This window comes from Phenylobacterium sp. FG114 (assembly GCF_057809855.1).
Genome location: NZ_JBMDKU010000009.1, coordinates 151,199 through 173,492, shown reverse-complemented (window position 1 = coordinate 173,492; position 22,294 = coordinate 151,199). Strand labels below are relative to the sequence as shown.

General features: G+C 69.2%; 20 protein-coding genes. 9 read left to right on the top strand and 11 right to left on the bottom strand.

What is annotated here, in order from left to right:
- The first annotated feature begins 21 nt into the window (after positions 1-21).
- Positions 22-993: a helix-turn-helix transcriptional regulator gene (locus tag ACODSY_RS16875; protein ID WP_488952929.1), complete on the top strand. Its 972-nt coding sequence runs from the start codon at positions 22-24 to the stop codon at positions 991-993.
- Between the two features lie 57 nt (positions 994-1,050).
- Positions 1,051-1,653 (top strand): hypothetical protein, encoded by a 603-nt coding sequence (locus tag ACODSY_RS16870; RefSeq protein ID WP_488952928.1) that lies wholly within the window; start codon positions 1,051-1,053, stop codon positions 1,651-1,653.
- A 4-nt stretch (positions 1,654-1,657) separates the two neighbouring features.
- Here ACODSY_RS16870 and ACODSY_RS16865 read toward each other — a convergent pair whose 3' ends face one another.
- Positions 1,658-3,016, bottom strand: a complete 1,359-nt coding sequence (locus tag ACODSY_RS16865; RefSeq protein ID WP_488952927.1) for a M24 family metallopeptidase — start codon at positions 3,014-3,016, stop codon at positions 1,658-1,660.
- A gap of 269 nt (positions 3,017-3,285) precedes the next feature.
- On the opposite strand from ACODSY_RS16865, the gene ACODSY_RS16860 reads away from it, so the two are divergent.
- The gene (locus ACODSY_RS16860) at positions 3,286-4,365 is read left to right on the top strand and encodes a sensor histidine kinase (protein WP_488952926.1); all 1,080 of its coding nucleotides are present in this window, start codon (positions 3,286-3,288) and stop codon (positions 4,363-4,365) included.
- 6 nt (positions 4,366-4,371) lie between these two features.
- Here the strand turns inward: ACODSY_RS16860 and ACODSY_RS16855 are convergent, their stop codons facing one another.
- Positions 4,372-4,782 (bottom strand): response regulator, encoded by a 411-nt coding sequence (locus ACODSY_RS16855; protein WP_488952925.1) that lies wholly within the window; start codon positions 4,780-4,782, stop codon positions 4,372-4,374.
- Between the two features lie 104 nt (positions 4,783-4,886).
- Here ACODSY_RS16855 and ACODSY_RS16850 point away from each other — a divergent pair, with 104 nt between their 5' ends.
- On the top strand, positions 4,887-5,654 hold the full coding sequence (locus ACODSY_RS16850) for a sulfite exporter TauE/SafE family protein (RefSeq protein WP_488952924.1): 768 nt from the start codon (positions 4,887-4,889) through the stop codon (positions 5,652-5,654).
- A gap of 3 nt (positions 5,655-5,657) precedes the next feature.
- Here ACODSY_RS16850 and ACODSY_RS16845 read toward each other — a convergent pair whose 3' ends face one another.
- Positions 5,658-7,448 (bottom strand): M3 family oligoendopeptidase, encoded by a 1,791-nt coding sequence (locus ACODSY_RS16845; protein ID WP_488952923.1) that lies wholly within the window; start codon positions 7,446-7,448, stop codon positions 5,658-5,660.
- A 41-nt stretch (positions 7,449-7,489) separates the two neighbouring features.
- A complete protein-coding gene (locus ACODSY_RS16840; protein WP_488952922.1) occupies positions 7,490-7,915 on the bottom strand; it encodes an Lrp/AsnC family transcriptional regulator in 426 nt (141 codons plus the stop codon).
- Between the two features lie 116 nt (positions 7,916-8,031).
- Here ACODSY_RS16840 and ACODSY_RS16835 point away from each other — a divergent pair, with 116 nt between their 5' ends.
- Positions 8,032-8,901, top strand: coding sequence for a dimethylarginine dimethylaminohydrolase family protein (locus ACODSY_RS16835; RefSeq protein WP_488952921.1), 870 nt, complete (start codon positions 8,032-8,034; stop codon positions 8,899-8,901).
- Between the two features lie 11 nt (positions 8,902-8,912).
- Positions 8,913-10,130: an ornithine--oxo-acid transaminase gene (gene rocD, locus ACODSY_RS16830; RefSeq protein ID WP_488952920.1), complete on the top strand. Its 1,218-nt coding sequence runs from the start codon at positions 8,913-8,915 to the stop codon at positions 10,128-10,130.
- 123 nt (positions 10,131-10,253) lie between these two features.
- Here rocD and ACODSY_RS16825 read toward each other — a convergent pair whose 3' ends face one another.
- The 3 genes from ACODSY_RS16825 to yczR all read right to left on the bottom strand — a co-directional run bounded on the left by ACODSY_RS16825 (position 10,254) and on the right by yczR (position 16,718).
- Entirely contained in the window at positions 10,254-12,371 is a 2,118-nt protein-coding gene (locus ACODSY_RS16825; protein WP_488952919.1) for a PQQ-dependent dehydrogenase, methanol/ethanol family, read from the bottom strand.
- Positions 12,372-12,556: 185 nt separating this feature from the next.
- On the bottom strand, positions 12,557-15,202 hold the full coding sequence (locus ACODSY_RS16820; protein ID WP_488952918.1) for a DEAD/DEAH box helicase family protein: 2,646 nt from the start codon (positions 15,200-15,202) through the stop codon (positions 12,557-12,559).
- A 73-nt stretch (positions 15,203-15,275) separates the two neighbouring features.
- A complete protein-coding gene (gene yczR / locus ACODSY_RS16815; protein ID WP_488952917.1) occupies positions 15,276-16,718 on the bottom strand; it encodes a MocR-like transcription factor YczR in 1,443 nt (480 codons plus the stop codon).
- Positions 16,719-16,785: 67 nt separating this feature from the next.
- Here yczR and yczE point away from each other — a divergent pair, with 67 nt between their 5' ends.
- Both yczE and ACODSY_RS16805 read left to right on the top strand, forming a co-directional pair.
- Positions 16,786-17,454, top strand: a complete 669-nt coding sequence (gene yczE, locus ACODSY_RS16810; protein ID WP_488952916.1) for a membrane protein YczE — start codon at positions 16,786-16,788, stop codon at positions 17,452-17,454.
- Positions 17,455-17,611: 157 nt separating this feature from the next.
- Positions 17,612-19,093, top strand: coding sequence for a sigma-54-dependent transcriptional regulator (locus ACODSY_RS16805; RefSeq protein ID WP_488952915.1), 1,482 nt, complete (start codon positions 17,612-17,614; stop codon positions 19,091-19,093).
- A 168-nt stretch (positions 19,094-19,261) separates the two neighbouring features.
- Here ACODSY_RS16805 and ACODSY_RS16800 read toward each other — a convergent pair whose 3' ends face one another.
- The 3 genes from ACODSY_RS16800 to gapR all read right to left on the bottom strand — a co-directional run bounded on the left by ACODSY_RS16800 (position 19,262) and on the right by gapR (position 20,744).
- Positions 19,262-20,074, bottom strand: coding sequence for a M15 family metallopeptidase domain-containing protein (locus ACODSY_RS16800; RefSeq protein WP_488952914.1), 813 nt, complete (start codon positions 20,072-20,074; stop codon positions 19,262-19,264).
- Positions 20,075-20,154: 80 nt separating this feature from the next.
- A complete protein-coding gene (locus ACODSY_RS16795; RefSeq protein ID WP_488952970.1) occupies positions 20,155-20,478 on the bottom strand; it encodes a hypothetical protein in 324 nt (107 codons plus the stop codon).
- Positions 20,475-20,744 (bottom strand): nucleoid-associated protein GapR, encoded by a 270-nt coding sequence (gapR, locus tag ACODSY_RS16790; RefSeq protein ID WP_488952913.1) that lies wholly within the window; start codon positions 20,742-20,744, stop codon positions 20,475-20,477. Before gapR ends, ACODSY_RS16795 begins: the two co-directional genes overlap by 4 nt.
- A gap of 130 nt (positions 20,745-20,874) precedes the next feature.
- On the opposite strand from gapR, the gene folE reads away from it, so the two are divergent.
- Positions 20,875-21,465: a GTP cyclohydrolase I FolE gene (folE, locus tag ACODSY_RS16785; RefSeq protein WP_488952912.1), complete on the top strand. Its 591-nt coding sequence runs from the start codon at positions 20,875-20,877 to the stop codon at positions 21,463-21,465.
- Positions 21,466-21,558: 93 nt separating this feature from the next.
- On the opposite strand, the gene ACODSY_RS16780 is transcribed toward folE, so the two are convergent.
- Positions 21,559-22,221: an Npun_F0296 family exosortase-dependent surface protein gene (locus ACODSY_RS16780; RefSeq protein WP_488952911.1), complete on the bottom strand. Its 663-nt coding sequence runs from the start codon at positions 22,219-22,221 to the stop codon at positions 21,559-21,561.
- Between the last annotated feature and the right edge of the window lie 73 nt (positions 22,222-22,294).

Here is a 22,294-nt window from a genome sequence, read left to right as displayed (position 1 = left end):
TTTGCCTGCTAGGGTGGCCGGATGCGTGCGAGCCGCCTGCTCTCGATCCTGCTTCTGCTCCAGACCCGCGGCCGGATGACGGCCCAGGCGCTGGCCGACGAGTTCGAGACCTCCGTCCGAACCATCTATCGGGACATCGACCACCTCAGCGCCGCCGGGGTGCCGGTCTATGCCGATCGCGGCCGCTCTGGCGGCTTCCAACTGCTGGAGGGATACCGCACCCGGCTGACCGGCCTCAGCGCCGCCGAGGCCGAGACCTTGTTCCTGTCCGGCCTGCCGGGCCCAGCCGCCGACCTGGGCCTGGGCGACGCGATGGCCGCGGCCCAGCTGAAGCTGCTGGCCGCCCTGCCCGCCGAGGGGCGCACCGGCGCGGCGCGGATCGGCAGCCGCTTCCACCTCGATCCCATCGGCTGGTATCGAAACGCCGAGCAGACCGACGTGCTGCCGCAGATCGCCGAGGCGGTCTGGAACGCGCGGCGGATCAAGGTGCGCTACGACAGCTGGGCGGGCGTCGTCGAACGCGAGCTGGAGCCGATGGGCCTCACCCTCAAGGCGGGCGTCTGGTACCTGGTCGCCCAATCGGGCGGCAAGCCGCGCACCTATCGCGTCTCGAATATCCAGTCGCTGGAGTTGCGGCCCGAGACGTTCGAGCGGCCCACGGCGTTCGACTTGGCCGGCTATTGGCGGTCGTGGGTGAAGGACTTCGAGGACCGGCTCTACAAGACGGAGGCTGTGCTGCGGCTGTCACCCGTGGGCCTGCGCCTCGTCTGCAATGTCAGCCCCCTGGCCGAACGGGCCGCCCGCGCCGCCACCGACTTCGACGCCGCCGGGTGGGCGACCGTCACCATTCCCATCGAGTCCCTCGAGCACGCCGCCTCCGACTTCATGAAGCTCGGAACCGACGCCGAGGTCCTGGAACCGCCGGAACTGCGGGCCCGCATGGCCGAGATCGCGGGAAGCCTGACAAAAATGTACGCGGCCGACAAAACCTGACGCCAGCTGTCAGCTTTAGGCCCGCATAACGCCCTCACCAAAGACACGGAGGGTTCCATGCATCGCCTGATCCAAGCCGCCGCGCTCGCCGCGGCGGTCCTCGCCGCCCAGCCGGCCCTAGCTCAGCAACCCACCTTGGTCGGCGCGCCCGCCTCGCCGCCCGCTCCCCCCGCCAACACCGCGGACGACCCCGATGGCTGGGGTGGCTTCGACTTCCTGATCGGCGACTGGAAGGCCCATCTTCGCAAGCTGGAGAAGCCGCTGTCGGGCTCGACCACCTGGCTCGAGTACACCGGCACATCCAAGACGCGGAAAATCGCGGGCGGGCGCGGCAACTTCGAGGACTTCGACGTCGTGACCAAAGAGGGCAAGCGCTACGACGGGCAGACGCTAAGGCTCTACAATCCCAAGAGCGGCGAGTGGAGCATCTATCTGGTCGACGCCGCCAACGGCGCGCTCGGTCTGCCGGCCACCATCGGGAAGTTCAGGAACGGCGTCGGCGAGCTCTACGACTATGAGGTGTTCGGCGGCCGCGCGATATTCGTTCGCTACGTCTGGAGCCACCAGGGCAAGGACAAGGCCCACTTCGTCCAGTCGTTCTCCGTCGATGGCGGCCGCACCTGGGAGGACAACTGGGTGCTGGATCTGGTGCGGGAGTAGCCCGCTACCGGACCAGCGTCAGTTCGGTCTGGCGACCATCGAGGAACCGCACCGTCTTGCCGTCGTAGAAGGCGTCCTCCTCGGTGCGGAACTGGACCTCCTGGCCGCCCCACTCCGGGACCGGCGCGAAGGCCGAGAGTTCGATCGACCAGACGGTGTCGGCGTGGATCGCCTGTGCGCCGTGCGGCACGCCGGTCTGGTCGTCCCACATGCCGATGGCCGGGCCGGCGCCGTGGCCGTGGTAGCCCAGCGGGTGGGAGTATATCGACGGCTTCAGTCCCTGGGCGAGCGATGTGTCGCGCGCGATCTTCAGCGCATCGTTGCCGCTTCGGCCGACGGCATAGGCCGCGCGAACCGCGTCCTGGATCTTGTTGGCCGCCGCCAGTCCCGCCTTCAGCCCGGCAGGCGCGTCGGTCTCGCCGTCTTTCGGCACATAGGCCAGGTGCTGGGTGTCGGTGTTGAGCCGCAGATAGGTCACCCCGAAGTCGCACCAGAGCAGGTCGCCCTTCTGGATGACCGTGTCTCCCTCGAGCAGCTCCTTCACGTCCTGGCGGGTGACGCCCACCGAGGGATGGAACCAGGTGTCGATCCCCAGCCGCGCCAGGCGCTCGCGCCAGAACCAGACGACGTCGTCGGTGGTGGTGACGCCGGGCTTGATCACCTTGGTCGAGAATCCCTCGGCGATCACGGCGTGCGCGAGGCGCACGATGCCCGGATAGTACTTCATCTCCAGAGGCGTGCGGGTCTCCAGCCAACCCACCGACAGCTTCTCGCCCGACACCAACCGCGAGCGATAGGCCGGCGCCAGCGCGGCGACCATGTCCTCGTGCTGGCTATGGGTCAGGCCATCGCCGAACGCGGTGAGCGAGGAGGTGTTGATGGCGATCTTCTTCGGATTGCGCGCCGCGATGGCCTCGGCCAGCGCCTTCCATTGATCGGGCTGCTGGTCCGGATTCCACACGGGCTTGAACAGGCCGCCCAGGCCGTATCGGCTGACGGTCAGCCGCTCGATGGGCTTGCCCCCGCCGGGATCGAAGAACATCAGGATGGTCCGGCGGCGCGCCCGCAGGCTCTCGGCGTCCAGCATCGTGGCGACGACCGGATCCTCCAGGTACTCGCGGGCCACCAACACCCACATGTCGACGCCCTGCTCGCGCATCAGCTTGGGAACCACGGTGTCCAGCCGCCCCGCAAGGATGGCGTCGATCACCTTGGCGCGGTCTCGCAGGCTCAGGATTTCGGGGAGTGTGGGCTTCGCTTGCTCGGTCTCGCTCAACGGCAGGACAGTCGGCTCGGCCGCCCGCGCTGCGGCGCAGGGCAGGGCCAGCGATGCGGCGATCGCTGCGGTAAGCTTGAACGTCATGAGGTCCCCCGTTGGCCGCCGGCCATGGTCGGCCAGCCCGCTCGCGGGCGCAACGTGAATGCGCCGCCCGGGAACCGTTTCTCAAGCGGAACCTTAACACGGGTTAAGGAGCCCATATGAACCGGATCATCTATCTCGTCGGCCTCGTGGTCATTGTATTGCTCGTCCTGGGGTTCTTGGGTTTCCGCTAACTCCCGTGGTGAAATCCGCGGGATCGGCTTCGTCGTAGGGCGAGCGGACCGGCGACCAGTAATCAATCAAGGTACATCGTGTCCGATACATCCGAGCCTAGCGGCGTTCGCCAACCCGGCAGCGACACGGTTGTCGATGTCCCGTGGGTCCCCGCAGGGCCCGCGGACGACGCCAGCCAGACCCAGGCGACGCTTCAGGTGCTCACCGACGCCATGCCGCAGATGGTGTGGTCGACGCGGCCGGACGGCTTCCACGATTACTACAACGCGCGCTGGTACGAGTTCACCGGCGTTCCGCGGGGCTCGACCGACGGCGAAGGCTGGAACGGAATGTTCCACCCCGACGATCAGCCGCGCGCGTGGGGGCTATGGCGTCGCTGCCTGGAGACGGGCGAGCCCTATGAGATCGAGTACCGGCTGCGCCACCACAGCGGCGAATATCGCTGGACCCTCGGCCGCGCCTTGCCGGTGCGGGACGAGGCGGGGCGGATCACGCGCTGGATCGGCACGTGCACGGACATCGACCAGGCCAAGCGGGCCGCCGAGCAGAACGAGCTGCTCAGTCGCGAGCTCAGCCACCGCATCAAGAATATCTTCGCCGTCATTTCGGGCCTCATCGGCCTGACCAGCCGCCACGAGCCTCAGCTGAAGCCCTGGGCGAAGGATCTGCAGCACCGCATCGCGGCCCTGGGTCGAGCTCACGAGTTCGCGCGTCCCCACAGTGAGCAATCTCGGCCTGAGCTGGGGGACTCCACGCTACGGGGGCTGCTGACCGAGATCTTCCGCCCCTATCCCGCTTTCGACGAAGGCCAGATCGTTGTCGAAGGCGACGACGCGTTCGTCGACGATCGGGGCGCGACGCCGATCGCGCTGGCCTTTCACGAACTCGCCACCAACGCCGCGAAGTACGGTGCGCTCTCCAAGCCGGGAGGCCGCGTCACCGTCACGGTCGAGGCGGTCGGGCCAACCCTGCGGCTTTGCTGGCGCGAGGAGGGCGGCCCGCCCATCGCGAGCCCGCCGACACGTGAGGGGTTCGGCTCGCGCCTGGCCGAGCTGAGCATCGTCCAGCAGCTCGGCGGCGTGATGCGTCGCGAATGGCGACCGACAGGGCTGAGAGTGGATATGGAACTGCCCGCCGCGCACCTGCGCCGGCGCTGAGGAGCGTCAGGCCGCTCGCAGCAGCGTCAGGCCGGCCGGCGGCGAGGGCAACGGGATGCCGTGCCGCGCGCTCAGCGCATACTCCACGGCGGCGGCCACCAGCTCTTCGTCGCAGGGCTTCGTCAGAACGCCGATCGCGTCGGCCTTCGCCCCTTCGAGCATCCGCGGATTGGCAGTGACGAAGAGCACGGCCACGCCACGCTCGCGCAGGCGCTCGGCGATCTGCGGGCCCGTCTCGCCATCGCGCAGGTTCACGTCCACCAGCGCGAGATCGGGAGCCTCCGCCGCCAGTTCCATGGCAGTGCGCAGGTCCGGTGCGATCCCGACCGACTCGTGGCCGCGCTCCGCGAGAATGGCTTCGAGGTTGGCGGCGACGACGAACTCGTCCTCAACGATGAGAATCTTGGCCGTGGGCATGGCCGCTATACGGTCCAACACAGATTAGGTTCCCGCGCGGCGCAACTCACGGCGTCGACTCCCCGCGATTGCAGCCATCGCGTCACGCCGCTAGGTGCAGGGCCATGCTTCAGGACCCGCTGTTCTATGCCCTGGCGGTTCCGGCCGTTGTCCTGATGGGCCTGGCGAAGGGCGGGTTCTCGGGGGTCGGCGCGGTCGCCATGCCGCTGCTCGCCCTGGCCATATCCCCGGTGCAGGCGGCCGCGATCCTGCTGCCGATCCTCATTGTCCAGGATGTGGTCGGCGTCTGGGCGTTCCGGAAGACGTGGGACGGACGCACCCTGGCGATCATGCTGCCGGGAGCCGCCGTCGGCATCCTCGCGGGCTATCTGCTGGCGGCAAGGGTCTCGCCGGTCACCATCCTGGCGGTGCTCGGCGCCATCTCGATCCTGTTCGCGGCGCACCGGCTCTGGGTCGCGCGCGGCGGCCGGATCGCTACGCCGCGCAACATCCACCCCGCCGCCGACACACTTCTCGGCGTCGGCCTGGGCGCCGCCTCGGGCTTCACCAGCCAGATCGCCCACGCCGGCCAGCCGCCGTTCCAGATGTGGGTCCTGCCCAAGGCTCTGCCGCCCGCCAGCCTGGTCGGCACCACGGCGATCTATTTCGCCACCATCAACTGGATCAAGGTTCCGGCCTATTGGGCGCTGGGCCAGTTCACGCCGCAGAACCTGCTGACCGCCGCCGCCCTGCTGCCGATCGCCATCGCCAGCACCGTCGCCGGCGTCTGGCTTGTTCGCCGCATCGACCCGGGCCGCTTCTACACCCTGATTTACGTCCTCATGATCCTGGTCGGCGGCCAGCTCCTCTGGGAGGCCTGGTCGAAGGCCTGAGGATCAGACCAGCGCCTCGAACTCGTCCACCAGCCGCTCCAGCTGCTTCACGCCAGCCGCCCAGAACGCCTTCTCTCGCGGGTTCAGCCCGAACGCAGCCAAGGCCTCGACGTAGGTCTTGGTCCCGCCGCCGGCCAGGAGCTTCTCGTAGAGCGGCGCGAACGCCTTAGGGTCCTCGCGCCGCTTCTCCATCAGCCCGCGCACCAGCAGATCGCCGAACGCATAGGCGTAGACGTAGAACGGTGCGTGGACGAAGTGGCTGACGTAGGCCCAGTAGTGGCGGTAGCCCTTGTCCAGCTTCACCGCCGGGCCCAGGCTCTCGGCCATGATCTCGATCCACAGGCCTCCGATCTGATCGGCCGACAGCTCGCCCTGGAGGCGTGCGGCGTGGAAGCGGGTTTCGAAACGATGGAAGGCGATCTGGCGGATCACCGTGTTGATCCCGTCCTCGATCTTGCCGGCGAGCAGGCCGCGCCGCTCGGCCTTCGGCGCCTCGGCCAGCAGCTTCTCGAACACCAGACCCTCGCCGAAGATCGACGCCGTCTCGGCCAGGGTCAGCGGCGTGTCGGCCAAAAGGGTGCCCAGTGGCTTGCATAGCGTCTGGTGCACGGCGTGGCCCAGTTCGTGCGCCAGGGTCAGCACGTCGCGCCGCTCGCCCATGTAGTTCATGAAGACATAGGGGTGCCGGGTCGCCGTGACGGAATGTGAATAGGCGCCAGATTGCTTGCCGGGCCGCGGCCGGGCATCGATCCACGGCTGGGCGAAAAAGGTCTCGGCGGTCTTGGCGAACTGAGGCGCCAGGGCGTCGAAGCTCTCCAGCACTACGCTCTTGGCCTGCGCCCAGGAGTAGGTGCGCGGCGGGGTGGTATCCAGCGGGCAATTGCGGTCCCAGTGGTCCAGGTGCGTCCGGCCCAGCGCCTTGGCCTTCAGCGCATAGTAGCGGTGGCTGACCGAGGCGTAGCCGTCGACGACGGCGGCCTCCAGCGCCTCGACCGCGTCGGCGTCGACCTCGTTGGCCAGGTGGCGCGCGGCCGCCGGCGTGGCGAACTTGCGCCAGCGGTCCTCGACCTGCTTCTCGAACGCCAGGGTGTTGAGGCTGAGCGCCAGCGTCGAAGCGCGCTCGGCCAGCGCCTTGGCCAGCGCCGCGGCGGCCGCCTTGCGCTGGGCTGCGTCGGGGCTCGACATGGTGTTGAGGAGTTCGGACAGGGTCAGCGTGCGGCCGCCCACCTTGGCGCTCAGCGTGGCCAGGATCTCGTCCGACAGGCGGCCCCAGTTGGCGGTGGCCGGCGCCTTGTCCAGCAGGATCTTCTCCAGCTCGGGCGACAGCTCGTGCGGCCGTCCGGCCCGCACCCGGCGCAGCCAGGGCCGCCAGCGCTGGGCCGGCTTGTGGGCCTTCAGCGCCGCCTCCAGCTCCACGTCGTCGAGCTGGTTGATCTCCAGCGTGAAGAACAGGCTGAGTGACGCGATCTGGGACGAGCGCGCCCGCAAGTCGGCCTCGAACTTGGCCCAGGCCGCGTCGTCCCGCGCCACCGAGGCCGACAGCGAGCCATAGGCCCCGACGCTCCACATGGCGTTGGTGGCCTCTTCGTAGAGCTCGATGCCACGGTCGATGATCCCGCCCAGCTCGGCCGGCCGGTCGCGGGTGGCGATCAGCCGCCCTTCCAGCTTCGCCAGTTCCCCGTTCAGCCGCTCGGCCTCGACCAGATCCGCCTCGATCCTCGGGTCTTCGCGACCGGCATAGAGGTCGTCCAGCCGCCACGTGGGCAGCGCGTCGGTCTTGAAGGGCGCGTTCATGGGTCGAGCTTAGCCCGAAGGCGGTTGGAGAGTCCCAGGCCTCACATCTTCTGCGTCGCCAGCAGGATCGAGGTCTCGGTCGAGGCGATCCCCTCGATCTGGCGGATGCGGTCCAGGGCGCCGCTGAAGGCCTGCAGGGTTTCCACGTCCAGTTCGGCCACAAGGTCCCAGCGGCCGTTGGTGGTGTGCACGGCGGAGACCTCGGGGAAACCCTTCAGCGCCTTCACCACCGCCCCCGAGCGCTCGCCCTCGATGGCGATGGTCATGACCGCACGCACGCGGTTGGCCTCGACGTCGGGGCGGGTCTTGATGGTGAAACCCTGCACCACCCCACGCGAGACGAGCCGCTCGATACGGTTCTGGATCGTGCCGCGCGAGACCTTCAGCGCCTTGGCCAGGCTGGCGGCCGGCATGCGGGAATCAGCGCGAAGCAGCGCGATCAGACTTTGGTCCAGTTCGTCGATCACATCGCGACCCCAGCCTGACAATACGCCAATATGATCAGCGTTATGTATCAGCTTGGGAACTATACGCTAGCGCGACCCCGAGCCACGCTTCTGCTGACGACCCAGCAGGAGTGCGCATGGACCGCCCCACCTTCCTCATGACCGATCCCGGCTGCTTCGACGTGAGCTACCGGATCAACCCGTGGATGGACCCGAAGGGCTGGACGCCCGCCCACGCCGAGGCCGCCTGCGCCGGCTCGGCTGCCCTGCGCGCCGCGCTGGTCGCCGCCGGCGCGCATGTGGAGACCATCGAGGCCGTGAAGGGCCTCCCCGACCTGGTGTTCCCGGCTAACGCCGCCGTGGTGCTGGACGGCAAGGTGCTGCTGGCCCGCTTCCGGTATCCCGAGCGCCAGGGCGAGGAGCCCATCCTGCGCTCGGTGTTCCAGCGCCTGAAGACCCGCGGCCTGGTGCGCGAGATCGTCGACCTACCCGAGGGCCTGTTCCACGAAGGCGCCGGCGACGCGATCTGGGACGCCGACCGCAAGCTGTTCTGGTGCGGCCACGGCCCGCGCTCCAGCCGCGCCGCGATCCCGGTGATCCGCAAGACCTTTGGCCACGAGACGGTCGCGCTCGAACTGGCCACCGAGCAGTTCTACCACCTCGACACCTGCTTCTGCCCGCTGGCGGGCGGCAAGGTGCTCTACTACCCGCTGGCCTTCACGCCCGAGGCGCTCGCCACGATCCGCGCCCGCATCCCCGAAAGCCAGCGCATCGAGGCGACGCCTGAGGAGGCCGCGGCCTTCTGCGTCAACGCCGTGAACCTGGACGCCCGCATCATCATGGCCCAGGCGCCCGAGAGCCTGCGCCGCACCCTGCTGGGCCGTGGCTACAGCCTGACCGAGGTGGACCTGTCGCCCTTCATCCTCTCGGGCGGCGCCTCCTACTGCATGACGCTCCGCCTCGACCGCACCTCCATCCCCGCCGCCCACCTCCACGCCGCCGAATAGGAGCCGCCCCCGTGAACGACATCGCCCTCAAGCGCTCGCTCGCCAGCCGGTACATCGAGACCGAGGCCCAGTACGGCGCCAAGAACTACAAGCCTCTCGACGTCGTACTGACCCGCGGCGAGGGGACCTACGTCTGGGACGTGGACGGCAACCGCTACCTCGACTGCCTGTCGGCCTATTCCGCGGTGAACCAGGGCCACTGTCACCCGAAGATCCTGGCCGCCATGACCGAGCAGGCCCAGCGCCTGACCCTGACGTCGCGGGCGTTCCGCAACGACCAGCTCGCTCCGTTCTACGAAGAGCTCTGCGCGCTGACCAACAGCCACAAGGTGCTGCCGATGAACTCGGGCGCCGAAGCGGTGGAGACGGCGCTGAAGGTCGCCCGCAAGTGGGGCTACGAGGTCAAGGGCGTGCCCGACGGCCAGGCCGAGATCATCGTCGCCGCCGACAACTTCCACGGCCGCACCGTGGCCATCGTGGGCTTCTCAAGCGACCCCCAGTCGCGCGGCGGCTTCGGCCCCTTCGCACCGGGGTTCCGGATGGTCCCGTTCGGCGACGCCGACGCCCTGGAGGCCGCCATCGGTCCGAACACCGTCGCCTTCCTGGTCGAGCCGATCCAGGGCGAGGCGGGTGTGATCATCCCGCCGGCCGGCTACCTGAAGCGCGTGCGCGAGCTCTGCACCCGCCACAACGTGATCCTGATCCTGGACGAGATCCAGACGGGCCTGGGCCGCACCGGCAAGCTGCTGGCCGAAGAGCACGAGGGCATCGAGGCCGACCTCACCCTGATCGGCAAGGCGCTGTCGGGCGGCTTCTACCCGGTCTCGGCCGTGCTCTCGAACACCGAAGTGATGAGCGTCCTGCATCCCGGCGAGCACGGCTCCACCTTCGGCGGCAACCCGCTGGCCTGCGCGATCGCCCGGGCGGCGCTGAAGGTGCTGACCGAGGAGGGCATGATCGAGAACGCCGCCCGCGTCGGCGCCCGGCTCCAGGCGAACCTGGCCGCCATCGCCACGCCGTCGGTGAAGGAGGTCCGCGGCCGCGGCCTGATGATCGCCGTCGAGCTGCAGCATGACGCTGGCGGCGCGCGCCGGGTCTGCGAGGCTCTGCAGGCCCGTGGGCTGCTGGCCAAGGAGACCCACGAGCACACCATCCGCATCGCCCCGCCGCTGATCCTCACCGACGAGCAGGCCGACTGGATCGTCGACCAGTTCGCGGCGGTCCTCTAATTCCTCCCCATCAGGGGGAGGGGGACCGCGAAGCGGTGGAGGGGGCTTCCTCCACGGCGGTTGAGGACCCCCTCAGTCGGCATTCGCCGACAGCTCCCCCAGCGGGGGAGCAACTCTACGCCCCTACCCCGCCGGCGTAGGCGGGGGCGGTGCGCTCGCCTGCGCCGCCTTCCGCGCCTCGGTCAGCACATAGGCGCGGATGTCCTCCGCATCCTTCGCCGACAGGAAGCGCGAGAAGCTGGCCATGCCGCGGCTGGCGCTGGCGCCGTCGATGACCACGCCCTTCCAGTTGTCGGCCGTCATGATCATGGGCGAGCGCTTCAGGTCGGGCAGCCACGCGCCCGACGCATTGGGTCCGTGGCAGACTTGGCAGTTCTTGTGGAACAGTTCGAAGCCGTGCTGCACGTCGCCGGTGGAGGCGATGTTGGCCACGTCGATCGGCGGGGCCTGGGCCGGCGCCGGGAAGTCGGGGGCCTTGGCCGTCCCGCCCACCTTGAACACCAGCAGACGCCCGGGCAGGCGCGGCCGGGTCGGCATCGACGCCGGGGCCGAGATCTGGCCACCGCCGCCCACGCCCACCATCACCGCCACATACTGCTCGCCGCCCAGTTCGTAGGTCATCGGCGCGGCGATCACCCCGTTGCCGGTCTTGTAGGTCCAGAGCGCCTTGCCCGAAGCGGCGTCGTAAGCCGAGAAGGCGCCTTCGGCCGCCCCCTGGAACACCAGTCCGCCTGCGGTCGACAGCACGCCCGCGTTCCAGAAGTAGGGGTGGTCGACGGTCCAGACCGCCTTCTGGTTGACCGGATCCCAGGCCACGAGCTGGCCCTTGATCATCGAGGTCAGCGCCGCGAGCTGCGCCTGGTCGGTAGGCAGCGAATTGATCACAAAGTCCACGCCCACGTTCCAGGCGCCGGCCTTGTAGCTGCCGCCCTTGTCGTCGGCGTAGGCGAACGGCGTGACGTTGAGCGGGATGTAGACCAGGCCGGTCTTCGGGTTGAACGCCATGGGCTGCCAGTTGTGCGCCCCCAGAGGACCCGGCACCTGCAGGTTCATGGAGGTCTTGTAGCGCGCACCGGGCGCCTCGATCGGGCGGCCCGTGGCCATGTCCACGCCCGTCGCCCAGTTGATGTTGGTGTAGGGCTTGGCCGAGATCAGCTTCCCGGTCGCCCGGTCGATCACATAGAAGAAGCCGTTCTTCGGCGCCTGCATCAGCACCTTCTGCGGCTTCCCGCCGATGTTCAGGTCGGCCAGCATGATGTGCTGGGTGGCGGTGTAGTCCCAGCTCTCGGCCGGCGTGGTCTGGTAGTGCCAGACGTACTCGCCGGTGTCCGGCTTCAGCGCCAGGATCGACGAGAGGAACAGGTTGTCGCCCTTGCCGCCCGACCGCTTCTGGTGATTCCAGGGCGTGCCGTTGCCGATGCCGAAGTACATGATGTCGAGCTGCGGGTCGTAGGCCATGGAATCCCAGGCCGTTCCGCCGCCGCCCGTCTGTTTCCACTCGCCGTCCGACCAAGTGGCGTTCGCCTTTTCGGCCATCACCTTGTCAGAGGCCGCGCCATCGGGCTGGCCGTTCGGGTTGGGGGTGGTGAAGAAGCGCCAGACCAGCTTGCCGGTCGCGGCGTCATAGGCCGAGATGTAGCCGCGCACGCCGTACTCGGCGCCGCCGTTGCCGATCAGCACCTTGTCCTTCACCACGCGCGGCGCGCCGGTGATCGTGTAGGGCTTGGAGGTGTCGGTGGTCTGCTGGCTCCAGGCCACCTTGCCGGTCTTGGCGTCCAGCGCGATCAGGCGGCCGTCGATCGTGCCGACGTAGACCTTGCCCTTCCATACCGCGACACCGCGGTTGACCACGTCGCAGCAGGCGTCGAAGCCCTTCGCGCCCTCCACACCCGGATCGTACTTCCAGAGCAGCTTGCCGCTCTTGGCGTCGAAGGCGAACACCTTGGACCACGCGGTCGAGGTGTAGAGCACCCCGTCGACCATCAGGGGCGTCGCCTCCTGGCCGCGGTCGGTGTCGAACTCGGCGTACCACGCCAGGCCCAGCTTCTGGACGTTCGACGCGTTGACCTTGTCGAGTGGGCTGAAGCGCTGCTCGTTGTAGTCCTTGCCGTACGACAGCCACTCGGCGTTGCCGGCCGCGGCCTCCAGCCGCTTGGCGTCGACATTGCCCGACGCGCCCTTCTGGCAGCCGGTTAGCGACACGGCGGCGGCCAAGGCCAGACCCAGCCCGATGATCCTCATAACGCCCTCTCCCGCAGCCGACTTCTCGAATGATCGGCGTTCGGGCGGAACTATGCCCCGGCTGGCCCATCCCGCAAGCGTGCCGCTGCGGAACGGAGACGCCGACGCCACGTCGACCGATGGTGGGAGCCACTGCTACGCGGCCTTCGCCAGGGCGGCCGCACTGTCCCACGGGCCGACGGCCGTCAGAGCCACGCCGAGCGCCGGTCGACCGAGCGCTGGAAACCCGCCGCCATGGACGTGGCACGAGCCCGCAGTAGCACGCGCCGCCCCTCTGACGTCCGTGTCGCGACCAGCCGCGACGGTCCGACCCTCTGCCGCCATAACCTGGCGAACGTCTCGGCCCAGGCCTTGCGGACGCCGAGCGCCGCAGGGACGGCGTGGTAGTCGGTCCGCGTGCGCAGGCCGAACCGACTATGACGGAGGACCAGGAAGCGCGGGTTCTGGACGGGTCCCAGGATCTCGGCGATCGCCTGCATCACCTGCCGCTCGACGCTGCGGCTCACGCCGTGAAGGACAACGTCCTTTCGTCCGTCCAGGCTGGTGCGGATCTCGAAGCGACCGTTCTCCAGATCCGCCGGGCTCGCAAGGCCCGCCTGGACCATCGTCGTGAGCACCACTTGCCCCACCTGGGCGAGACTGGCCTCCACCGTACCACTGCGCCAGACCAGCAGGCCGGCCTTCGCAAGGTCGGGCAACGCGGCCATCGCCGCCGCGCCGGCCAGAATCATGCCGATGGTCCCGAGGTCCTGCAGGCCTTCCAGGCCGCCGACCTGCTCGAACGCCGCGAATGTCGCGGCGCACATGGCCGACCAGCCCAGCGCATGCAGGGTATCGGGCCAGGTCAGCGCCTGCGGCGCATAGTTCGGCGCCGCCGTCTCGCGGACCCGCGCGCGCGTTCCACCAGCGCCCAGTGACACGGCCCACCGCCGTGCGATGGCCTCCCGGTCGGCCGCGGCGGCGAGGGTCTGCGCATTGGTCGCCCGAAAGTCCGGCGCGAGCCTCAGACCCAGGCGGCCGACACCGCTCTCGATCAGGGTGGAGCGTTCGTCGTTGGAAATGCCCTCGAAGGCGCGGAACCGTCGCCGGAGGTGCATGAGGTCCGACAGGCCCGGTGGGCCCTCGTCCATCAAGGCGCCCCAACTCACGAAGTCCGACGCCTCTGCCACGAAGCCGCGTGAGGGGGGTTCCACGGTCGCGAGGTGCCAGATATTGGCGACCTTGCCCTGGTTGCCGGGCTCGATGCGTATGGCGCGGCCCCGCATCTGGTTCGACAGCATGAACGACGCGGTGTTGCTGGCGAGAACCAGGCTGTTCAGCACCGGAGCGTCCCATCCTTCGCCCAGCAGGGATTGGGTGCCCACCAGGATGCGGACGTCGCCGCGCTGGAACAGCGCGGTCACCAACTGGACCAGGCGCGATTGATTTCCCCCGACGAGTTCCACACGCACGTGCTGCGGGCAGCCCGGCAGATCGAAGGTCCGGATCGCGCGCCCGGCCGCGGCGAGCGTCTCCAACTTCGGCAATGCGTCGCGAGGGAGGATCACCAGCGTGCCGGTGAGGACGCCGACGAAGCCCGCCGCGACACCCTCGCGCCGCAGGTGTTCGAAGATCGGCACGACCCCCAACTTGGCCGGCTCGAACCGACTGCCGGTGTCGGTCGGCAGGTCGGCGGCGCGGATGTGGTCCGAGAGGATCACCATCCGCAGCGCCTCGCCCAGCGCGCCGTCTTCCGCCCGTGCGATCCCAGCGACGCTCTCCAGCTTTGCACGGCTGCCCGCCATGAGCTGGAAGATCGACCGGGCCTCGTTCAGCCGAACGCGGCCTCCCTCGATCAGGCCCTGCTGGTGGAGACGGAGCCGCAGGGCGTTGGATCGTTTCGGTCCCACCACGAACGTGGCCGCGTGCTGGGCCAGGACGCCGTTCAGAAAGGTCTCCAGCCAGACGAACGACGGCCTGGGCAGCCGCTTGGCCGAGACACCGAGGAGCTTGAGCGGCGCGGGTGGCGGTTTGCGCCCGGCGCCTCCCAGCAGAACCAGGACCGCCGACAGCATCTCCGGCGCCTCCAGGATCGCTTCGACATGGTCCAGCGGCTTCTGGAGCCAGGGATGAGCCTCAAGCTGATCCAGGAGCTCGCCGTCAGCCCAGAGGTCGCGCTGGATTTCCGAGATCGCGCGGCGGCGGGCATCGAGCAGGGCGAGCGCGTCCTGGGTCGGTTCGGACAGGATCACATGGTCCTGGTGGGGGCAGAGATCGCCGTTGCGGACCAATTCCGGGATGCCGATTTCCAGATCGATGGGCCCGCACACGCTCTCGTAGCGGGCCCATTCGGCGAAACTCGCGTCGTAAGGCGGGGTCGCCGTCAGTGCGATGATCCGAACGTCCGTGAGCGACGCGGCCAGCCGTTCGATGCTGGTCCACCATTCGCGCCGCAGATGGTGCGCCTCGTCCAGCACGAGGGTGCAGGGCCCGGCAGCGTCGAGATCCCGGGCGAGCCGCTCGACGTCCTCTGAACGCCGGAGCGCGTCCAGCGCCTGATAGGTCGCCAGGGTCAGCGGCCTGAGGTCTGCGAGGTTGTGCGATATGTCGTCCGGCCCCGGCGGTGCGTCGAGGAACAGCGGCGTCAGCCGATCGGCCCATTGGTCGCGGATGGCGACGGTCGGCGCGAAGACCAGCGCTCGGCGGCCCAGGCGCCGGACGATCTCAAGACCCAGCACCGTCTTGCCGGCGCCCGGCGCCGCGACGACGTGCAGGCGGCCGTTCTCAAGATGGCCCTCCATCTCATCGAGGACCTGCGTCTGGTAGTCACGCCAGACGCCTCTGAATTGCATCCTGGACAGCATCGACCTGACGTTTGGGCCGACTCGCCAGCGCCTCAAACGCCGCGGTGAAGCTCTCGCCCGCCTAGACCACCGCCCCCATCTGCGCCCGCGCCGAGGTCGAGCCCGGCTGCAGCCGCCCATAGGCGCGGGCGACGCGCTCCACTACCTCGGTCAGCACCTCGGGCGGCTGGGTGAAGGGCAGGCGCATGAAGCGCTCGAACGCCCCGTCGACCCCGAACCTCGGACCGGCCGCCAGGCGCACGCCGAACCGTTCGGAGGTGGCCGCCAGCGAGGACGACACCGCCGCCGGCAGCTCGGCCCACAGCGACAGGCCGCCCGGGGGGCAAGCCACCTTCCAGTCGGGCAGCGCCCGACGCACGCAGCTCAGCAGATGGTCGCGCTGGCCCCGCAACATGGCGCGCCGGGCGTCCAGGGCGGCGTCCTCGTTCGACAGGAGGTGGACGACGGCGAGTTGCTCCAGCACCGGCGTGCCGAGGTCCAGCGACGAGCGGCGCAGCGACAGCGCCTGGATCGTCTGCAGGTCGGCGCGGATCCAGCCCAGGCGCAGCCCGCCCCAAAAGCTCTTGCCGGTGGAGCCGAGGCGCACCAGGCCTTCCTCCGGCTCGGCGAAGCCATAGCGCTCGACCGGCCCCTCCAGCCACAGGTCGGTCAGGGTCTCGTCGAAGATCACCGTGGTGCGCGCCCGCAGCGCCGCCTCGACGATGGCCGCTCGCACGTCGCCGCTCATCCAGCGGCCGGTCGGATTGTGGAAGTCGGAGATGAAATAGGCCAGGCGCGGCCCGCTCTGGCGGAAGGCGGCGGCGACACCCTCAACATCCCAGCTCTCGCCGGGCAGCCCCACCGGCGCCGGACGGCACGAGGCCCGCTGGATGGCGTCGATGGCGTGCGGATAGGTCGGATGGTCGATCACCACCCGGTCGCCCGGCCCGCAGGTCAGGCGCAGCATCAGGGCCAGGGCGTGCAGCGCCCCGTTGGTGACCATGATCTGGTCGGGCGAGGTCGGCAGGCCGCGCCGCGTGTAGCGGGCGGCGATGGTCTCGCGCAGCACCTGCAGGCCCAGGGGCGCGTAGCCGTGCTGCGGCAGGTGGGCTGGCAGGGCGCTGAGCGCCGCGGCATAGGCCTGATGCATCGCGTCGCTGGCCGCCGGCGCCGCCGAGGCCATGTCGATCAGGTTCGCGTCCGCCGCGCCCGCGACAAGCGGCGTCACCCCGCGCTCGCCCGGCCCGGCCGGCAGCCGCGTCCGCGCCCCCGCGCCCTGGCGCCGGTCGAGGAAGCCATCGTCGCGCAGCCGGCCCAGCGCGGCGGTCACGGTCGTGCGGCTGACCTCCAGGGCGGTGGCCAGTTCGCGCTCGCCCGGCAGCACCACGTCGAGCGGCAACCGCCCGTCCAGGATCAGGAGGCGAAGGCTGTCGGCCAGTTGGCGATAGGCGGGGCCGGTTCTCTCCCCGCGCCACACCCCGAGCAGGCGCGTCAGCGAGGCCGGACCGATGCGGCGGTAGCTCATGCACGCCACCTTCTCAGAACTGGCTCTATTTTCAAAGGCCAGTTGGCACGATCTGGATGCCATGCTGATGACCCGACGCCTCGCCCAACTGCTGCTCGGCCTGTCGCTCTACGGAGCCGCCATGGGCCTCATGGTGCGCGCTGGCCTCGGTCTGGATCCGTGGGATGTCTTCCACCAGGGGCTGGCCGGGCGGGTCGGCCTCTCCATCGGCCTCTTGGTGAACATCGTCGGCGCGCTGGTGCTGCTGCTTTGGATTCCGCTGCGCCAGAGGCCGGGGATCGGCACCATCGCCAATGTGCTGGTGATCGGCACGGCCATGGACCTGACGATGCTGGTCCTGCCTGACCTGAACGGCCTGCCGCTCCGCGTCCTGGCGCTGGCGGCCGCCATCGGGATCAACGGGATCGCCGGCGCAATGTACATCGGCGCGGGGCTGGGCCCCGGCCCCCGAGATGGCCTGATGACCGGGCTGGCCCGGCGGACCGGCTGGTCCATCCGCCTTGTGCGTACGGGCATCGAACTGACGGTCCTGGCCAGTGGCTGGCTGCTGGGCGGAACGGCCGGCGTCGGCACCGTTCTCTACGCCTTCGCGATCGGCCCGATCGTCCAGGCGTTCCTGCCGACGTTCACCATCCCAGGCGCGCGATCCGCCGAAGTGGCAGCCGGTTCGGCGCAAGATCGCGCGCCAAGTCAAGCTGGCGCGCCTCTTCATCCCGATCACGTCGAGTCGACCTGATCGGGCGAGGCGCGACACCGCGACGCGGGAAACCTCGGCCGTTAACCCCTGATTCGGGCCTGCGAAACGCCGCCTTTACCCTTGCCCTGTACCAAAGGGGGACAAGAACAAGGCCTCGTCAGAACGGCGAGCGTCCAAGTCCGGTGGGTGTTTTCATATGGCCAAAACGGTCCTGGTCGTCGATGACGATCCGACGCAACGCCGTCTGATCCAGGCCGTCCTGGAGCGCGACGGTTTCGCCGTCGCCCACGCCCAGAGCGGCGACGAGGCGATCCAGCATCTGAATTCCGGGGCGACGGTCGACGTCGTCCTGCTCGACCTGGTGATGCCCGGCATCTCGGGGCAGGATACGCTGGTCGAAATGCGCGCCCGGGGCTTCCATCAGCCGGTGATCGTGCTCACCGCGACGGGCGGGATCGACACCGTCGTCCAGGCCATGCAGGCCGGCGCGTGCGACTTCTTCGTGAAGCCGGCCAGCCCGGAGCGCATCACCGTCTCCATCCGCAACGCCCTGTCCATGGGTTCGCTGAAGAGCGAAGTGGACCGGCTGAAGAAACATGCCTCCGGGCGCACGACCTTCGACGACCTGATCGGGACCTCGCCGGCCATGCTGATGGTCAAGCGTCTCGGCGAGCGGGCGGCCAAGTCGTCGATTCCCATCCTGATCACGGGCGAGAGCGGCGTCGGCAAGGAAGTGATCGCGCGTGCGGTGCACGGCTCGTCCGACCGCGCCGGCAAGCCCTTCATCGCCGTGAACTGCGGCGCCATCCCCGAGAACCTCGTGGAGTCGATCCTGTTCGGCCACGAGAAGGGCAGCTTCACCGGCGCCAGCGACAAGCACCTGGGCAAGTTCCAGGAGGCCAACGGCGGCACCCTGTTCCTGGACGAGGTGGGCGAACTGCCCCTCGACATCCAGGTGAAGCTGCTGCGCGCGCTGCAGGAGAGCGAGATCGACCCGATCGGCGCCAAGCGCTCGATCAAGGTGGACGTCCGCATCGTCTCGGCCACCAACCGCGACCTGAGCCAGGCCGTCGCCGAGGGCCGGTTCCGCGAGGATCTCTACTACCGCCTGAACGTCTTCCCCATCGAGGCCCCCGCCCTGCGCGAACGCAAGGAGGACGTGCCGGCCCTGCTCGACGCCTTCGTCCGCCGCTTCAACGTGGAAGAGGGCAAGTCGGTGGTGGGTGCGAGCCCGGAGACCCTGACCTACCTCACCGCCTTCGACTGGCCGGGCAACGTCCGCCAGCTCGAGAACGCCGTCTATCGCGCCATCGTGCTCGCCGACGCGCCCTACCTGCAGCCGCACGACTTCCCGGCCATCTCGGGCGTCGCCGCGCCGCCCCCGGAGTATGTGGCGAGCTCGCCCGCCCCCTCGGCCGGCACGGCGCCCGCCTCGGAGGCTCCCGTCGGCGACCAGCCGGTCCGCATTCTGGACGCCCGCGGCCACCTGCGCACGCTGGAAGAGATCGAACGTGATCTGATCCAGCTCGCCATCGAGGTCTACGCCGGCCACATGAGCGAAGTGGCCCGCCGCCTCGGCATCGGCCGCTCCACCCTCTACCGCAAGGTCCGCGAACAGGGCCTGGATGGCCTGGTGAAGGGCGCCGGCGAAGAGGCGGACGAAGAGGTCGCGGCCTAGGCGTTCGAGTCGGCTCTCCTCACCCGTAGGGGGAGGGGGACCGGCCGAAGAACGGTGGAGGGGGAACGCTCCAAGCTCGGCGCTTCCCGCAAAACTCCCTCCACCATGCTGCGCATGGTCCCCCTCCCCCTACGGGTGAGGACGTACGATCCCGCCTTTGAAGGCCTCTCAATCCGTGGCGTCGGTTCCGAGCTGGGCCAGGCGCGCCGGCCCCTGGGACCGCACCGCCTCGAGCAGCGCCGTGACCTCGGCGAGTTCGGCGACGGCCTCGCTGCGGGTCTGGGAATCGGCGGCCGGATTGTCCGAGGCCGCCTGCAGCCACGACTGCGCCGTCGCGAAGTCGCGCGGCACGATGTAGCCCAGGGAATAGGCGCGCCCCAGTTCGAGCTGCGCCTCGGCCAAGTTCGCCGCCGCGCCCGCGCGTAGGCGGGCCAGCTCCTGTCGGGTCGCCGCGGCCTCCCGTGCACTCGGCGCGGGCAGCATGAGCGTCACCGACCGCATACGAGCGTCGTCCGCGGCGATCGCGGGCTTGTCGAACGAGGCCACGCGAACGCCGGCGCCCAGCGCCGGGCCGAAGCCGTAGGGCTCCAGGTGCAGGTGCGGTCCCTGGGTGCCGTGTGTACCCTTCGGCTGATACCGCGCGAAAGGCGCGCCAGCCTGGCGCAGCCGGTCCGCGGCTTCGTAGGGGCTCATGCCGTCGACGACCAGGTCGTAGGCGCCCGGGGCGTCCGGCCTGCCGAGCGAGTGCCGCGACGTCCCGCCCGGCCGCACGGTCATCGCGCCCTGTGCGCGCAACTGGTCCTCGCGCTCGGGCGTGCGGTAGCCGCCGGTCATGCGCCAGGCGCCCGCGCCGAACGTGGAATCCATGATCGCGGCGAACTTCGCGCGCGTGAGCTCACCCGCCGCGGCCGACCCCGCCGGCAGGCTCAGCGCCACGATGGCGGCGGCGGCGACCGCGCGGATGGAAAGGGGTCCAGGCACGGTCGGAGTAGGCCCCGATCGCGGCCAAGACATCGTGAAGGGCCATGGTGAATCGCGCATTCACCATGCTGTCCGGCCGCCTAGCGGTCGTCCGCCTTGCGCCGGAAAGGCTTCCGCTGCAGCGGCTTCTTCTCGCCTTTCGCCTTCGCGGCGATCTCCTTGAGCTTGACCGCCTGCAGCGCCGACAGCGCCTCGCCCGCGGCGCCCTTCTCAGGATCGCCGAACGCCCGGCCATAGGTCTTCACCCGGTCCGCCACTTCGCTCAGGAATTCGCCCTCCCATTCGGAGAGCTTCACACCGGCCTTGTCGGCCGTCCGCTTCGCGCGGCGCAGGGCGTTGAGGGCGGCGCGCTTGGCCGCCGCCTTTCGCGCCTCGAAGGGCGAGAGGGGCGGCTTGCGGCTCAGATCTCGCCGATCGCGGAGAGGTACAGGTCGAGGATGGCGTCCTCTTCCTGACGCTTGGCCCGGTCCTGCTTACGGATGCGGATCACCTTGCGGATGATCTTCACGTCGAAGCCGTTGCCCTTAGCCTCGGCCAGCACTTCCTTCACCTGCTCGGCGATCTCGGCCTTCTCCTGCTCGAGGCGTTCCACGCGCTCGATGATGCTCTTGAGCTGGCCCTGCGCGGTCGCGTTCAGGACGTCGGAGTGGGCGGTAGCGTCGTCGGCCATGGCCAAGCCTTTAAACTGGATGGAGGGGGTGCGGAAGGGCGCGGAACCTACCCATCTGCACACGCCCTGTCACGCGCCACTGAACCTTCGCCGCAACCCAATCGTTGAGCCTGATGGACGCGGAGGGCGCATGACCGATCAGACCCGCAAGACCGTGACGGAAGACGAGGCGCTTGCCGCCGTCCGCACGCTCATCGAATGGGCGGGCGACAACCCGAACCGCGAAGGCCTGCTCGATACCCCGCGCCGGGTGGTGAAGGCGTATCGCGAGCTGTTCGCCGGCTACGAGACCGATCCGAGGGAGTATCTGGAGCGGACGTTCGAGGAGGTGGGCGGCTACGACGAGCTGGTGCTGCTGCGCGACATCCGGGTGGTGAGCTTCTGCGAGCACCACATGCTGCCCTTTCTCGGGAAGGCGCACGTGGGCTACCTGCCGAACGACCGGGTGGTGGGGATCTCGAAGCTGGCGCGCGTGGTGCACGGCTTCGCCCGGCGCCTGCAGATCCAGGAGAAGCTGACCGCCGAGATCGCCGAGGCTATCCAGGACATCCTGCAGCCCAAGGGCGTCGGTGTGGTGATCGTCTCCGAGCACAGCTGCATGACCATGCGCGGGGTGAACACGCCGGGCTCGCGCCTCACCACCAGCCACCTGCTGGGCGAGGTGCGCGACGACCCGCGTACGCGGCAGGAGTTCTTTGAACTGGTTCGCAACGGCGACTAGCGGTCGACGGCCGAAACCTGTCCCAAAATGAGAAAAGCCCCCCGCCTGGCGATGGCGAGGGGCTCTCAGTCGGCTCGTCTAGTGGAGAGAGGGCTAGGCGAGCGCAGAAGCAGTGCGGCGACGGCGCAGCATGGCGCCCGCGCCGCCGAAGCCAGCGATCATCAGCGCCCAGGTGCCGGGCTCAGGAACGGCCGCGCCGGCCAGGCTGTCGAACTCGAACGAATTGCCCGTCGAGGTGAAGTCGATCGAGCTGACGGCCTGATTGCCGAAGTCGTAGCTGACGCGACGGCCCCAGCTCTGGTCGCCGTTGTCGCCCGAGGTCGCGTCCCAGATTTCCGAGCCCTGCAGCGTGACGGTGTTGCCGTTCTGGTAGTGCAGGGTGACGAAGTTGAAGGTGTCGGGCGAGCCCAGGTAGAAGCTGAAGGACGCGAAGCCCTTGGTGGAGCTCAGGGTCGCCGTGCCGCCGTTCTTGACGGTGAAATAGTTGGTCGTATCGCCGGGCGGCGGGGCGCTAACACCCGGGTCGAGGCCCAGGTCACCGTCGCGAACGAAGGTGTTGGCGCCGGCCGTGAAGGTGAAGTCCGGGCCCGTGGCGTGCACGGAATCGAAGTCCTCGATCATCACCTGGCCCGGCGGAAGCGGCAGGTCGGTGTTGTAGACGGTCATGGTGAGCGCCGAGGCGGTGCCGGCGGCAGCCAGGGCGGCGGCAGCGGCGGCGGTCGCGAACAGGGCGCGGAGGGTGGTGCGGGTGCGCATCGTCGAAGTCGTCCGTTCTTTGCGACGAACCCCGTGCGGAGCCCGTTCCGGTTTGAGACAGCCGCCAGGGGCG